11 protein-coding genes and 1 pseudogene are annotated in these 14477 nt (G+C 49.4%); 1 reads left to right on the top strand and 11 read right to left on the bottom strand.

Annotated features, from left to right (window positions below):
• Positions 1-390: 390 nt before the first annotated feature.
• Positions 391-1284 carry a S8 family serine peptidase gene (locus WMO41_RS04345; protein WP_349228797.1) on the top strand — a complete coding sequence of 298 codons (894 nt, stop codon included), beginning with the start codon at positions 391-393 and terminating at the stop codon, positions 1282-1284.
• Between the two features lie 88 nt (positions 1285-1372).
• On the opposite strand, the gene WMO41_RS04340 is transcribed toward WMO41_RS04345, so the two are convergent.
• The 11 genes and pseudogenes from WMO41_RS04340 to WMO41_RS04290 form a co-directional block, all read right to left on the bottom strand.
• Complete coding sequence (locus WMO41_RS04340) at positions 1373-2533, bottom strand: phosphoglycerate dehydrogenase (protein WP_349228716.1); 1161 nt, start codon at positions 2531-2533, stop codon at positions 1373-1375.
• Positions 2530-3615, bottom strand: a complete 1086-nt coding sequence (serC, locus tag WMO41_RS04335) for a 3-phosphoserine/phosphohydroxythreonine transaminase (RefSeq protein ID WP_118533810.1) — start codon at positions 3613-3615, stop codon at positions 2530-2532. Before serC ends, WMO41_RS04340 begins: the two co-directional genes overlap by 4 nt.
• A gap of 143 nt (positions 3616-3758) precedes the next feature.
• Positions 3759-5465: a biosynthetic-type acetolactate synthase large subunit gene (ilvB, locus tag WMO41_RS04330; protein ID WP_349228715.1), complete on the bottom strand. Its 1707-nt coding sequence runs from the start codon at positions 5463-5465 to the stop codon at positions 3759-3761.
• A gap of 39 nt (positions 5466-5504) precedes the next feature.
• Positions 5505-7166 (bottom strand): dihydroxy-acid dehydratase, encoded by a 1662-nt coding sequence (gene ilvD, locus WMO41_RS04325; protein WP_349228714.1) that lies wholly within the window; start codon positions 7164-7166, stop codon positions 5505-5507.
• A 71-nt stretch (positions 7167-7237) separates the two neighbouring features.
• The gene (gene leuB, locus WMO41_RS04320) at positions 7238-8323 is read right to left on the bottom strand and encodes a 3-isopropylmalate dehydrogenase (RefSeq protein ID WP_349228713.1); all 1086 of its coding nucleotides are present in this window, start codon (positions 8321-8323) and stop codon (positions 7238-7240) included.
• 288 nt (positions 8324-8611) lie between these two features.
• Entirely contained in the window at positions 8612-9013 is a 402-nt protein-coding gene (locus WMO41_RS04315; RefSeq protein WP_349228712.1) for a hypothetical protein, read from the bottom strand.
• A gap of 54 nt (positions 9014-9067) precedes the next feature.
• The gene (iscB, locus tag WMO41_RS04310) at positions 9068-10318 is read right to left on the bottom strand and encodes an RNA-guided endonuclease IscB (RefSeq protein ID WP_349228711.1); all 1251 of its coding nucleotides are present in this window, start codon (positions 10316-10318) and stop codon (positions 9068-9070) included.
• A 317-nt stretch (positions 10319-10635) separates the two neighbouring features.
• Positions 10636-11226 carry a hypothetical protein gene (locus tag WMO41_RS04305; RefSeq protein WP_349228710.1) on the bottom strand — a complete coding sequence of 197 codons (591 nt, stop codon included), beginning with the start codon at positions 11224-11226 and terminating at the stop codon, positions 10636-10638.
• A gap of 170 nt (positions 11227-11396) precedes the next feature.
• Positions 11397-12329, bottom strand: a complete 933-nt coding sequence (locus WMO41_RS04300) for an ROK family protein (RefSeq protein WP_349228709.1) — start codon at positions 12327-12329, stop codon at positions 11397-11399.
• Between the two features lie 96 nt (positions 12330-12425).
• Positions 12426-13499 (bottom strand): substrate-binding domain-containing protein, encoded by a 1074-nt coding sequence (locus WMO41_RS04295; RefSeq protein ID WP_349228708.1) that lies wholly within the window; start codon positions 13497-13499, stop codon positions 12426-12428.
• A gap of 68 nt (positions 13500-13567) precedes the next feature.
• Positions 13568-14425, bottom strand: a pseudogene (locus WMO41_RS04290) (ABC transporter permease); the annotation flags it as partial.
• Positions 14426-14477: the final 52 nt, after the last annotated feature.

Here is a 14477-nt window from a genome sequence, read left to right as displayed (position 1 = left end):
ATAAACTGATTCAAATGTCAATAAATTACCTTAATTTCTTCCGGGATTCTGGCGAGATGCCGGATAATTCTTTTGAAAATAGACGGAACAGAAGCACCGTCCGGACTGCACTTTCACTATAGCATGCCGCAGGGCACCATGTCAAACCAAAAAACAAAAAGAAACCTGTGCCGTGATGGTTGCACAGGTTTCTTTTTTTACATATTCGTTTCAAAAAAGTTTTAAGGAGTTCAGATGTTTATCTTTTTTCTGACTTTAGTATAACATATGCCTTACGAAAATGTTTGTATAATGTTTAAATAGATTATGAAGATATTCTTAAATATGGAAAGCTCACCACGCGCGCTTCCCTTGAATATCATAACACTAAAACAGCTTCCGAGGCTTCCCATGGGCCAGACTCCCTCTGCACATTTTCCCGGTTCTGGATCCGGCTCTGCCCGCCCTTCCGGGCGCGGCATCGGCGTGGCTGTGCTGGATACCGGCTGCTTTCCTCACGAAGATTACAAAGGCCGGATCGCGGCCTTTTTCGATATGGTAAGGCGGCGCAGGATTCCCTATGACGACAACGGCCACGGCACCCATGTCTGTGGCATCATCGGCGGAGACGGCAGTGCCAGCGGCGGCCGCTTCTGCGGTGTTGCGCCCGGCTGCCACCTGATTCCGGTCAAGGTTCTGGACAAACGGGGCGGCGGCTATGTCTCGGATGTGCTTTCCGGACTTCACACCGTCCTGCAGCAGCGGGACCACTACAATATCCGCATCGTCAACGTCTCCGTCGGTTCCTTCTCCGGCCGGAACATGAGCGAGAATTCCGCTCTGGTACGGGGTGTGGAGGAGATCTGGGACGCCGGCTTTGTGGTCGTGGTCGCCGCCGGAAATATGGGACCCGGAAGCGGGACCATCACCACCCCCGGCATCAGCCGCAAGGTCATTACCGTAGGCTGCTCCGATGACGATAAGGAAGTAAATGTCATGGGGAACCGCATGTCCGACTACTCCGGCCGCGGCCCCACACGCTCCTGCATCTGCAAGCCGGATATTGTCGCTCCGGGAGCCGCCATCACAAGCTGCAGCAACCAGCCCGGCGGCTACGCTGTAAAAAGCGGCACTAGCATGGCTACTCCTTACGTGTCCGGCGCCATTGCCCTGCTTTTAGAGCAGCATCCGGAAATGTCCAACCGGGATGTGAAGCTTTTTCTGCGGGAGCGTGCCGTGGATCTTGGCCTCCCCAGAAACCAGCAAGGCTGGGGACTTCTTGATATCCCCAGCCTTCTGAAATAGTATGTTGCTGCAGCGGCCACAAAACCGCCGCCATATTTTTGAAAATTGGTAACTGTTCAGTACCCTCACAGTTACGAAAATTGCAAAATCAGATGAGTCTGACTCTTAACACGCCCTCAATGGCATTTAACTTCTGCACCATGATGTCATCCGGCGTATGCTCCAGGTCCATCAGGGTGTACGCGAATTTATCGCGGCTCTTGTTGGTCATGTCAGAAATGTTGATCTTTCCGGCTGCCAGCACTCCGGTAATCTGGCCGATCATGTTCGGAATGTTCATATGTAATACCGCTACGCGGCAAGCCGTCTTCTTCACGCCCATATCGCAGGCCGGATAGTTCACGGAATTGCGGATGTTGCCGTTTTCCAGATAATCCATGATCTCCTGAACTGCCATCTTCGCGCAGTTATCCTCGGACTCCTCGGTGGAAGCGCCCAGGTGCGGGATCACGATGGTATGTTCCATGGTCACGGATTTCGGATTTGCAAAGTCTGTCACATATTGCTTCACCTTGCCGGACTTTAAGGCCTCAGCCAGGTCATCCTCATTGACCAGAACATCACGGGCAAAGTTTAAGATTACCACGCCGTCCTTCATCTGGTCGAGCGCTGCCTTGTTGATCATGCCCTTTGTGGAATCCACTGCCGGAACATGCAGGGTGATGTAATCACACTCCTGGCAGATGGTATCCAGGCTGGTGGTATGCTTCACATCGCGGGACAGTCTCCATGCCGCGTTGACGGAAATGTACGGGTCATAGCCGTATACTTCCATGCCAAGGGCAATGGCTGCGTTTGCAACCTCGGCACCGATGGCGCCCAGGCCTACCACGCCAAGCTTCTTGCCTTTGATCTCACATCCGGCAAAGGCTTTCTTGGCCTTCTCCGCGGTTTTTCCGATGTTTGCGTCGTCTTTGTTCTCTTTGCACCATTCGATACCGCCCACGATATCACGGGATGCCAGGAACAGTCCGGCCAGCACCAGCTCTTTTACGCCATTTGCGTTGGCGCCCGGAGTGTTAAACACCACAATACCTTCCTGGGCGCAGGCATCTAACGGAATGTTGTTGACACCGGCTCCGGCACGGGCAATGGCCAGCAGGGAATTGGAAAACTGCATTTCATGAAGGGATGCGCTGCGGACCAGAATACCCTCTGCCTCATTCACCTCATCGGTAAGCTCATAGTCCTCTGTAAACTGGTCTGTACCATATTTGGAAATGGCGTTAATGCAATGGATCTTTCTCATGCCTGATGCGCCTCCTCGAATTTCTTCATGAACTCAACCAGCTTCTCCACGCCTTCCATCGGCATGGCATTGTAAATGCTGGCACGCATGCCGCCTACGGTGCGGTGTCCCTTTAAGTTAACAAATCCTGCAGCGGTTGCCTCTTTGACAAACTCTGCGTCCAGATCCTTGTCTCCGGTCACGAACGGAACGTTCATTAAAGAGCGGTCCTCTTTAGCCACGGTTCCCTTAAACAACTTGCTCTGGTCCAGGAAATCGTAGAGGATCTTCGCCTTCTTTTCGTTGTACTCCTTCATGGCTTCCAGGCCGCCGCGCTTCTTTAACCATTTGAATACCTTGCCGCAGATGTAGATACCATAGCATGGCGGGGTATTGTAAAGAGACTTGGCGTCTGCCTGTACCTTATACTGGCAGATGGTTGGGGTTCCCGGAAGTACATCCTCAGTAATCAGGTCCTCGCGGATGATCACAATGACCACGCCTGCCGGTCCTACATTCTTCTGGGCACCGCCATAAAGCAGGCCATACTTTGTTACATCCACCGGCTCAGAAAGGAAGCAGGAAGAGATGTCAGCCACCAGCGTTTTCCCCTTGGTATTTGGCAGGGTTTTGTATTTGGTGCCGTAGATCGTGTTGTTCTCGCAGATGTATACATAATCCGCGTCGTCGTCGATCGGCAGGTCAGAGCAGTCCGGAATGTAGCTGAAGGTCTTGTCTTCACTTGATGCAACAGCTACTGCCTTTCCGTATTTCTGCGCTTCCTTGAATGCCTTCTTCGCCCACTGACCCGTGATGATGTAATCGGCTACGCCGTTTTTCATCAGATTCTGCGGAATGGCGGAGAACTGCAGATGGGCGCCTCCCTGCAAAAACAGCACTTTGTAATTATCCGGAATGTTCATCAGATCCCGAAGGTCCTGCTCCGCTTCTTCGATGATGGTCTCAAAGGCTTTAGATCGATGGCTCATCTCCATAACTGACATGCCGGTGCCTCTGTAATCAAGCATTTCTTCTGCGGCTTCCTTCAGGACTTCCTCCGGTAATACGGCTGGTCCTGCTGAGAAATTGTAGACTCTTCCCATTGTTTCTTCCTCCTTCTTCATGAATTAGATTTTTCATAATTATATAATAACAATCCGAGACAGAGTACACAAAAACACCTGTCCCGGATCGTTACGGACAAAATTGATCAGATAACCTTTTCTCTGCTCTCTAAGTCATCCTGCTATTTAATTTTCAGATCGGTGTCATCAAAGGCATCCTGGATCGGGGCACCCGGTGATACCATCGGGTATACCTTGTCATCGCAGTTGATCTGGCACTCAATGAGTACCGGCGCCTGTAATGCGATGGCTTCCTCCAGAACCGGCTTTAAGTCTTCCTGTCTGGTCACGCGGTAAGCTTTCGCGCCCATGGCCTCAGCCAGCTTCACGAAATCCACTGCGTCATTTAATACGGTATGTGAATACCGCTTTCCGTAGAACAGGTTCTGCCACTGGCGCACCATGCCGAGCACATGGTTGTTCACTACCACCTGAATGATCGGGATGTTGTAGCGGGTCGCGGTGGCGATTTCATTCATGTTCATACGGAAGCAGCCGTCTCCGGCAATGTTGAACACCGGAGTATCCGGATGTCCCATATCGCCGCAGGCCATCTTGGCTCCGATGGAAGCGCCCAGGCCGTAGCCCATGGTGCCAAGTCCGCCGGAGGTAAGAAGAGTTCTCGGCTTTCTGTATTTGTAGTACTGGGCAGCCCACATCTGATGCTGGCCAACCTCGGTACAGATGACAGCGTCGCCTTTGGTCAGCTCATCAATGGTTTCCATGATGAACGGGCCGGTAAGCTGGGTCTTGTCGTAGCGCAGCGGGTACATGTCCTTCATCCGCTCTACGTGCTGGAGCCACTCCTCATGATTCATCGGATCCAGACGGGCGTTGAGCTTACGCAGAACTACCTTTAAGTCACCGATGATGCTTGCGTGGGTGTGGATGTTCTTGTTGATCTCCGCCGGATCTACATCGATCTGGAGAATCTTCGCGTTCTTCGCGAACTTGGATGCGTTGCCGGTCACACGGTCACTGAAGCGGGCACCTGCCACGATCAGGAGATCACACTCGCTGATGCCGAAGTTGGAAGTTTTGGTTCCATGCATGCCCACCATGCCGGTGTAAAGTTCGTCGGTTCCATCAAACGCGCCCTTGCCCATCAGGGAATCGGCCACCGGTGCCTGAATCTTGTGAGCCAGCACCTTCAGCTCCTCGGATGCGCCGGAAAGTACGGCGCCGCCGCCTACAAAAATGAACGGTTTCTGACTCTTGCGGATCATCTCCAGCGCAGTCTCAATGTCCTCCTCGCGGATGGTATCAGTCTGGCGCTCAATCGGAGCCGGTTCCTGCGGAGTATATTCATACTCAGCCGCAGTCACATCCTTGGTGATATCGATGAGGACCGGGCCCGGTCTGCCGCTCTGGGCAATGGTGAACGCGCGGCGCACGGTATCTGCCAGCTTTTTGATATCTTTTACGATGAAGTTATATTTGGTGATCGGCATGGTCACGCCGGTGATGTCGATCTCCTGGAAGCTGTCACGGCCAAGAAGGCTCACGCCAACGTTGCAGGTGATGGCTACCATCGGGATGGAATCCATGAACGCGGTAGCGATACCGGTTACCAGATTGGTAGCGCCAGGGCCGGATGTAGCCAGGCATACGCCGACTTTTCCGGTGGTTCTCGCGTAACCGTCTGCCGCATGGGACGCGCCCTGCTCGTGGGAGGTCAGGATGTGGGTAATCTCATCCTGATGCTTGTAAAGCGCATCATAGATATTTAAGATGGCTCCTCCCGGATAACCGAACACGGTCTTTACACCCTGTTCTTTTAAACACTCGATCAGGATTTCTGATCCATTCAATACTCTGGTTTCCGCCATGTTAAAACACTCCTTATCTGTCTCTGGTACGGTTTACACTTAGTTTCCTTTTAAGATTGCGCCCTTGTCCGCGCTGGTTACCAGTGCAGCGTAGCGCTTTAAGTATCCGCTGACCTCTTTGGTCTTCGGGGTCCAGTTCGCGCGGCGTCTTGCCAGTTCTTCATCGGATACCTTCATGTTGATGGTATTGGCATTGATATCGATGGCAATGATATCGCCCTCTTCCACCAGGCCGATCGGGCCGCCTGCTGCTGCCTCCGGGCTCACATGGCCAATGGAAGCGCCGCGGGATGCGCCGCTGAAACGACCGTCGGTGATCAGGGCTACGGTAGAGCCAAGGCCCATACCGACGATGGCAGAGGTCGGGTTTAACATCTCTCTCATGCCCGGGCCGCCCTTCGGTCCCTCATAACGGATAACGACCACATCACCTGCTACGATCTTGCCGCCCTTGATGGCTGCGATGGCATCGTCCTCGCTGTCGAAGACGCGGGCCGGTCCTTCGTGTACCAGCATCTCCGGAGCAACTGCGGAACGTTTTACCACACAGGAATCCGGTGCCAGGTTGCCGCGCAGAACTGCGATGCCGCCGGTCTTTGAGTACGGATTGTCGATCGGACGGATAATCTCCGGGTTCTTGTTGACGCAGTCCTTAATGTTCTCGCCAACGGTCCTGCCTGTTACAGTCATGCAGTCCAGATTTAAGAGGCCAAGCTTGCTGATCTCGTTCATGACTGCGTAGATGCCACCTGCCTCGTTTAAGTCTTCCATATAAGTATGTCCGGCCGGTGCCAGGTGGCACAGGTTCGGGGTCTTTGCGCTGATCTCGTTTGCGATATCCACATTCAGCTCCACGCCTGCCTCATGGGCAATAGCCGGAAGATGCAGCATGCTGTTGGTGCTGCAGCCAAGAGCCATATCCATGGTCAGAGCGTTGCGGAATGCTGCCTCGGTCATGATGTCTCTCGGGCGGATGTTCTTCTTTAACATATCCATAACAGCCATACCTGCATGCTTTGCCAGAACCAGACGCTCGGAGTAAACGGCCGGGATGGTACCGTTGCCCCTTAAGCCCATGCCGAGGACCTCGGTCAGGCAGTTCATGCTGTTTGCGGTGTACATACCGGAGCAGGAACCACAGGTCGGGCAGACCTTGCACTCAAACTCTTTAACATCTTCCTCAGACATAAGGCCTGCCGCATAAGAGCCAACTGCCTCAAACATGCTGGAAAGGCTGCGTTTCTCACCTTTTACGTGGCCGGCTAACATCGGGCCGCCGCTGACGAACACGGTAGGGATGTTTAAGCGGGCTGCTGCCATTAAAAGTCCCGGAACGTTTTTGTCACAGTTCGGAACCATAACCAGAGCGTCAAACTGATGTGCCATAGCCATACACTCGGTGGAGTCAGCAATCAGGTCACGGGTTACCAGGGAGTATTTCATTCCCACATGTCCCATGGCAATACCGTCACATACTGCAATGGCCGGGAATACGATCGGGGTACCGCCTGCCATGGCAACACCCTGTTTTACCGCGTCCACGATCTTGTCCAGGTTCATGTGTCCCGGAACAATCTCATTGTAGGAGCTTACAATGCCGACTAACGGGCGCTCCATCTCTTCATCGGTTAATCCTAACGCACGGAACAGGGAACGGGCCGGTGCCTGCTGCATGCCTGCTTTTGCATTATCACTTCTCATATCTGACTCCTCCTCATGTGAATGCCGATGCCCGTAAAAACGGGCACCAGCCTGTAAATTCTATACGTTTTTTAGCGGATGCGTGCTGCGATCAGGTCGCCCATCTCGATAGTTCCGACCTTCTTGCATCCCTCAGAATAAATATCTCCGGTGCGGTAACCGTCGGTCAGTACCTGCTGTACAGCTGCCTCAATGGCATCTGCTTCTTTATCCATATCGAAGGAATAACGAAGCATCATGGCTGCGGAGAGAACGGTTGCGATCGGGTTTGCCAGGTCTTTGCCTGCAATATCCGGCGCGGAACCGTGACTCGGCTCGTACATGCCGAACTTGGTCTCGTTTAAGCTTGCGGAAGACAGCATGCCGATGGAACCGGTGATCATGCTGGCCTCATCAGAAAGGATATCACCAAACATGTTCTCGGTCAGGACGACATCGAACTGACCCGGATTCATGACAAGCTGCATAGCGCAGTTATCAACCAGCATATGCTCCAGTTTTACTTCCGGATAATCCTTTGCCACTTCCTCAACGACCTTTCTCCAGAGTCTGGAGGAATCCAGCACGTTGGCCTTGTCCACGCTGATGACGTGTTTTCTTCTCTTCATGGCAATGTCGAATGCCTTGATGGCAATGCGACGGATCTCGTTCTCGTTATAGGTCAGGGTGTCAGTTGCCTGCAGCACGCCGTCTGCCTCTTCGGTATGACGCTCGCCAAAGTACAGGCCGCCGGTCAGCTCGCGCACGATGATCATGTCGAAGCCGTCACCGATATTTTCTTTCTTTAACGGGCAGGCATCTGCCAGTTCATTGTAAAGGTAAGCCGGGCGAAGGTTCGCAAATAAATTAAGGCCTTTGCGGATTGCCAGCAGCCCCGCCTCAGGTCTTAAGTTCGGTGCCACGTCGTACCATTTTGAATTTCCTACATTACCGCCAACTGCGCCAAGTAAAACCGCGTCACTCTTCTTTGCGGTTTCCAGTGCCTCATCGGTTAACGGAACTCCGTATTCGTCGATGGAGCAGCCGCCCATCAGAATTTTTGTGTACTGAAAGGTATGTCCGTATACCTCTCCTACTTTATCAAGGACCTTGCACGCTTCACGTACAATTTCCGGTCCGATTCCATCTCCGGGGATTGTTACGATATTACAATTCATGGTGTCTTACCTCTTTCTGATCCATCCCGCTCTGACCGAAGGGGATTTTGGTATCTGTCTGTTTGCGCTATGTATGAACAATAACACGTTTCTTCCCATATTAACGCATTTATTTCCATTTTTCAACCAATCGGCCGGAATTTATTCAGAAACATCTATACGAGATTGGAATTAGCTCTATAATTTACAGTTATAAAATGACAAAAAAATATCGCCGCAAGGTATATCCTCACGGCGGTTTTTGATTTTACATTATCGTTTTTATGTCCTGGCGCTGTGTTTTCAGTCCTATTTGCGGCTGTCCCAGGCCCCATCCTTGCCTACATAATAGCTTCCGATCGTTTCTTCCGTAGCCATAGCATGATCTTCCTTGAAATAGTACCACTTCCCGTCTATTTCTTTCCAGCCGGTCACAGCTGCTCCGCTGGCATCCAGATAGTACCAGGTATGGTCCTGTTCGTGCCATTTGGATGTGGCCATAGCACCGTCCTCCTCGATCCAGAACAGCACATCTCCATTCTTGATCCAGGTATTTTTGGCCATCTTGCCATTGGAATAGTAATAATTCCACACACTTCCGCTGCGCTTCCAGCCGTTCTCCGCATAGCTTAAGAATGCAGAAGACAATGTAAGCAGCACCGCCATGCACAACACAGCCGCCCGTTTCATAACTCCCGTCATCTTCATCATAAAACAGCGCAGGATATCCAGACCTCTTAGGTCGTGGGAGGAATGCGCCCGTCGTTAGACGGCTCTCCTTTCTGTTAAATAATACGTTCTCGTTGCAATGAACTTTAATTTTTTACAACTCAAACTACCTTTGTTTACTTTCTCTCCAGATAATGTCCGTATATCAAAAAATCCGCTTTGCCGTCGTCCGAAAACGAAATATCCTTTTCCCTGATATGAGACTTTATCGAATAACCGATAACCTTTTACCAGATATGTGGCTTGATTCTGTTTCCGTATTCCACCCTTCAAAACTGTTAGTTTGTGAATCTGACGGTTATGACAACGGACCTTCTTTTGATAGTAATACTCACCGTTTGAAGATGCCTCCGGATTACCACTGATACATCTTGCGTCAACATAGTGCTCTTTAGGCAAGTTATACGCAATACGAGTATGTTTCGTGATATATCCGTATGTGTTATGCACTGGGGTAGCAACAGGTTCGTACTGTTGCTTTAGTGCTTCGTAGAAAGCCCATCGCATAATTCCCATAAATGCAGCATTCTTAAATCGCATGCCGCGTTTAATGGCCTTTGGCAATTGTACGGTACCTTTGTGGTAACCGGTATGGCAGGTCTCACATAGTGTAATCAGATTGTTCGGGGCATTGCCCCCAGTCTTACGACTCTCAATATGGTGCACATTCAGAATTTTGTCCTTGGACTTACCCTTACAGCACTGACAGGTATGGCCATCACGGAATAAAACATATTCCCTGACGTTCCAGAATTCTAGCTGATCACCTTGCTGATATTCCGCGCCCTGGATAGCCGGGTTCTTGATCTTCTGGATATCAAAGGAAGCTGTCTCAACCATTATCCGGCTTATCGGAAGGATCTTACAAATATTTTCTACAACGGTAAGATGTGTCCCGATCTTTTGTCGGATTGAAGGTGCTAACCAGCCATTTCCACGTCTCCGGTTATTAAATTTTGCCTGACGATACCTGGTTTTCCTGTTACGTCTCCCACGGCGAAGTTCCCGTCTGGACGATAATAAATCTACGATATCGTTTCTCAGTTCTACATCTGCCTCATATAACACTTTGATTTTTGTGGTTGCCGATACTCCGATATGTTTGCTTCCGGCATCAATTCCAAGAGAAATTTCCTGTGTTTGATGTCCGGAATCATAATTCAGTTGTATTGTAAACGGACATCTTTTGATTACTTTGGCCTGACCTGACTGTAACATCAGTCGGACCTTACGATGCCTGTCGGTAGGCATCAGTGGTTGTCCGTTTTTATCTAATACGTATACCATAACAGGCACTCCTTTCTTAAATTGGTGTGTCAATGCTTTAAGCCGGCCACACCTGCCGTAATGATACCTTCGCCAATGTTAATGAGAGGTTTTGCTGCATGCGGCACTGTCTCGTCCCATCAAGACTGTTTAACCACATACCGTAGAGCTGCAAGCTAGGTAAAACACCTGCAGGTACCTATTTACGTAATCTAATGATTACACATTCTCTCCTAACGTAGTGCTCGAAACACTTAAGCTAGTCAATCAGGCTTTTACAAGCCCCCACTTCAAGCCGTTAGGCTAAGTGGTGGGTAATTGACGCATCTGTCCTTTCTTTAGCGGTCACGCTTTCCGTCTGCTCCGACATGTCCGCCGCCCGGAATATTTACATCCGTTGCCATAGTGCCGCTCTTTAAGAAGTAATACTCTGCGTCATCAATGGTCTTCCAGCCGTTTTTAACTGCCTTGCCATTCTCGGCAAAGTAATACCACTTGCCTTCCTCATTCTGGTACCAGTCATTGGTCACCATCTTGCCATCTTTTCCAAGATAGTACATATCTTTGTTCTCGGTGTAAACCTGATCCTTCATGATGAGGCCCTTGCCATCTACACGGTACCAGGCATCTCCGTCTGCTACCCAGCAGCTGGTTGCCATAACACCATTGCCCTGTACCCAGTAGGAAGCCGCAATGGATTTGCCCTCTTCGGTCACAAAGTCTTTGCTGCCGACCTGATAGCTGAGCTCACCGGACTCATCATTGCTGACCAGCGTATTGATCCAGGTGTTTCTTGCAACATTGCCATCCTCCTGATAGTAATACCATTCACTGCCAACCTTGCCCCAGCCTGCCGCAAATGCAGCTGTAGTAGATAACGTAGCCATGGCCAGGCTCAGCGCCATAACCTTAAACATATTTTTTCTCATAACGATCATTCTCCTTTTTCAGTCAGAACACTCTTACTGCTATAGCTTATGATACCTTTTTCCAAGGGCATTTGTCAACGAATTTGCCGGGCGATTATCTGACGATTTTCTTTCGATTCTATATAAATAGCAATATGATAAAGTAACGAAAATGCCGGGTGTATCTGCAGCTATAAAATGGACAAAGAATTAACTGCCGCAACTACAGCCGCATAATCCCCGATCCGCTCTCCTAAAGCCGCCGGTACGATCTCACAGGCCGCCCGGTTCATGGGGAGCGCTTCTTTTTCCAGTTCTTCATACATGGTCTTATCTAAAAGATGGTGACTCCTGGCATAAACAGAACCTACCACGATCTTTTCCGGATTTAAAAGGTCTATAAGGATAGCCAGACCTCTTCCAAAAACAGCTCCGCATCTGGCATACACTGCTAAAGCCCTCTCATCCCCGGCCTCAGCCCGTTCTGCCAGCTCCTTTGCACTCCCTTCTGTGCCAAAATATCCGGCAAGCCTGCTGATACCTCCTCCAGAGCAGAAACCTTCCAGGCTTCCTGCTTTTCCATATCCTTCCGGTCCCTCAGGTTCCATACGTATGTGACCTGCTTCCCCAGCCATGCCGGTACTTCCCCGGTATAACTGTCCATTAAGGATAAGACCGGAACCAAGACCTGTGCCAAAAGTAAGAAAGATCATATTCTGACAGCCTTTTCCGGCCCCGAACTTCCATTCTGCCAAAGCTCCTGCATCTGCATCATTTTCCATTTTCACAGGGATCCCCAGCTTCTCCTCAAGATATTCCACTACAGGCACCTGATCCCAGCCCTGAAGGTTCGGCGGCGATAATATCCACTTCCTGTCCGGACTTAAAGGACCGCCACAGGAAATCCCCCCACAGATAATACAATTCTCACCCTCAGTCCCTGTTGTCAGACCATATTTCTTTGCTATCATCAAAGTATTTTCAGTTAATTCATCAAGGACTTTTTTCCAGTCTCCCAGTGTTTTCATCTCATACCGCTCCAGAAAATCTACCTGGTCTCCTTCCACCTTCGCCAGGATCACTGCACATTTTGTGCCTCCAATATCAAATCCATACAGATACATACAGTCTCTCCCTTCTTCTCAATGAAAATAGCTCCGACAGGCTGACATACCTGCCGGAGCATATTTTTCCTCACTTTGTTTCTTTAAACAGCCTGATTATTTAACTGCATCTAAATTTAAGATAGAAACGCCAGTATCAATATATTCAGGAGCTACTTTTCCATCATTAATAGCGGTGATTGCTGCATACATGCCTTCATAACCCATAACATCAGGATTCTGAGCCATTGTACAGATCAGGGCACCATCTTTGATCAGCTGGATAACCGCATCAGACTTATCCATACCTGCTGCTACGATGTTATTTCCATCTTCTGCAACTGCATTACCAACACCAACGCAGGAGCCTTCATTTGCACCAAACAGTGCTACACAACCCTGGGAAATAAAGTTAGCTGCTGCATCTTTGGATTTTGCAGCATCGCCATCTGCATACTGTGTTTCAAGGATCTCAAAAGCGGTTCCTTCAAATGCGGAACGGAAGCCTTCGTCACGGTCTACAGTAGAAGTAGTTGCTGCGTTTACAGAAACGATACCGATTTTACCTTCTTTAACTCCCTTAGCTTCCAGAGCTGCCAGAACCTGCTCACCAGCAGTCTTTCCTGCTGCACGGTTGTCAGTTCCTAACTTCTGTACACAAGGATAATTTGCGAAAGAGTCAACCTGAACGATCTTAACACCAGCCTGATCTGCTTCTTCCAGAGCTGCTGTAATAGCGTCAGGACCATTTGCAGCTACCAGGATAGCGGTTGCGCCATCAGCTACTGCATTGTTTACGCACTCGATCTGCTTTGCGTCATCTTTTACATCAGGAGCGATCCACTTATAATCACAGCCAAGCTCTTCTGCTGCCTGCTTGCAGCCCTTGTCCATGTTTACCCAGTGCTGATCCATAGAGTCAATGGTAATAAGAACTACCTTCTGTCCTTTTCCATCTCCGGCCTTTGCAATGTCTCCTGTTTCCCCAGACAGCATATCATTGCCAGCAGTCTCTTCTTTCTTCTCTTCTGCTTTGGTTTCCTCAGCTTTACTTTCTTCCTTCTTCTCCTCTGCAGTTGTTTCAGCTGCTGTAGCTGCTGCAGTTGTTTCCTTTGGAGCAGATGAACAGCCTGCTAATAATACAGAACCAAGTGCTGCCGCCAGAATCATTGAAATCGCTTTTTTCCTCATAATACTATACCTTTCCTTTCTTTATTGTGAAAGCATTTTTATGCTTTACCTTCATTTTACTTATTTTTTTAGTTGTTTTTATGTTTTTTACTCTTGCCTCTGCCGCTTCTTACGATTACGTCCATAAGTACCGCAACAACTACGATAATACCGATCACGATATTCCTGATAGCAACCGGTGCTCCTGCAAATTGAAGACCATTCTGTAAAACTCCCCATATACCGGAACCGATCACAGTACCAAGTAAAATACCGGAACCACCTAATGTAGATACGCCGCCGATTACAGAAGCTGCTACTGCATACATTTCATAAGATGTACCCGCATCCATAGTACCTGTACCAGTTGAAGCACAGGTGATCAAACCTGTTATGCAGGCACAGAAAGCAGATACAATGTAAACACAGATAACTGTATTGTCTACATTAACACCGGAAAGTCTTGCTGCATCAATATTACTTCCTGTTGCGTAAATATGACGGCCGGTTCTGGTACAGCTCATTATGTAGTTAAAGATGAACCAGATCACCAGAGCGATCCAGAAAGCACTGAAGATACCTAATATCTTACCACTGTAGAAGAAGGTACGGAAGCCTTTTGCAGCTTCACCAATGGAGTCTGTATTGTAATTTCCATTGACGATCTGTGCAATACCTCTTGCCATTGTCATTGTACCTAATGTTGCGATGAAAGGCGGCAGCTTACATTTTGATACCAGAATGCCATTTACATAACCAACTAACAGGCACACAACCAAGGTGATGACCATTGCAACCCACGGATTCATTCCATGACACATCAGGGTTGCTGAGATCATACAACTCATACCCACTACAGAACCAATAGAAAGATCGATATTTCCTGTAAATAATACATAGGACTGTCCTACGCCGATTAGAAGGAGCCTATGAAACTTTTTCTGTAAAATAACCTAAGTAAGGTCCTTCTATGATACAATAAATATCATTAGGAGGGCC

Source organism: Ventrimonas faecis (genome assembly GCF_040096075.1).
Classification (GTDB): domain Bacteria; phylum Bacillota; class Clostridia; order Lachnospirales; family Lachnospiraceae; genus Brotaphodocola; species Brotaphodocola faecis.
The sequence above is the reverse complement of the archived record's forward strand: the minus strand, read 5'-3'. Positions and strand labels throughout refer to the sequence as shown.

Coding starts and splice junctions, on each gene's coding strand:
- WMO41_RS04300 (WP_349228709.1), bottom strand. CDS start 12,329: ATGTATCTGTATGGATTTGATATTGGAGGCACAAAATGTGCAGTGATC.
- serC (WP_118533810.1), bottom strand. CDS start 3,615: ATGGGAAGAGTCTACAATTTCTCAGCAGGACCAGCCGTATTACCGGAG.
- ilvB (WP_349228715.1), bottom strand. CDS start 5,465: ATGGCGGAAACCAGAGTATTGAATGGATCAGAAATCCTGATCGAGTGT.
- ilvD (WP_349228714.1), bottom strand. CDS start 7,166: ATGAGAAGTGATAATGCAAAAGCAGGCATGCAGCAGGCACCGGCCCGT.
- leuB (WP_349228713.1), bottom strand. CDS start 8,323: ATGAATTGTAATATCGTAACAATCCCCGGAGATGGAATCGGACCGGAA.
- WMO41_RS04315 (WP_349228712.1), bottom strand. CDS start 9,013: ATGATGAAGATGACGGGAGTTATGAAACGGGCGGCTGTGTTGTGCATG.
- WMO41_RS04340 (WP_349228716.1), bottom strand. CDS start 2,533: ATGAGAAAGATCCATTGCATTAACGCCATTTCCAAATATGGTACAGAC.
- WMO41_RS04295 (WP_349228708.1), bottom strand. CDS start 13,499: ATGAGGAAAAAAGCGATTTCAATGATTCTGGCGGCAGCACTTGGTTCT.
- iscB (WP_349228711.1), bottom strand. CDS start 10,318: ATGGTATACGTATTAGATAAAAACGGACAACCACTGATGCCTACCGAC.
- WMO41_RS04305 (WP_349228710.1), bottom strand. CDS start 11,226: ATGAGAAAAAATATGTTTAAGGTTATGGCGCTGAGCCTGGCCATGGCT.
- WMO41_RS04345 (WP_349228797.1), top strand. CDS start 391: ATGGGCCAGACTCCCTCTGCACATTTTCCCGGTTCTGGATCCGGCTCT.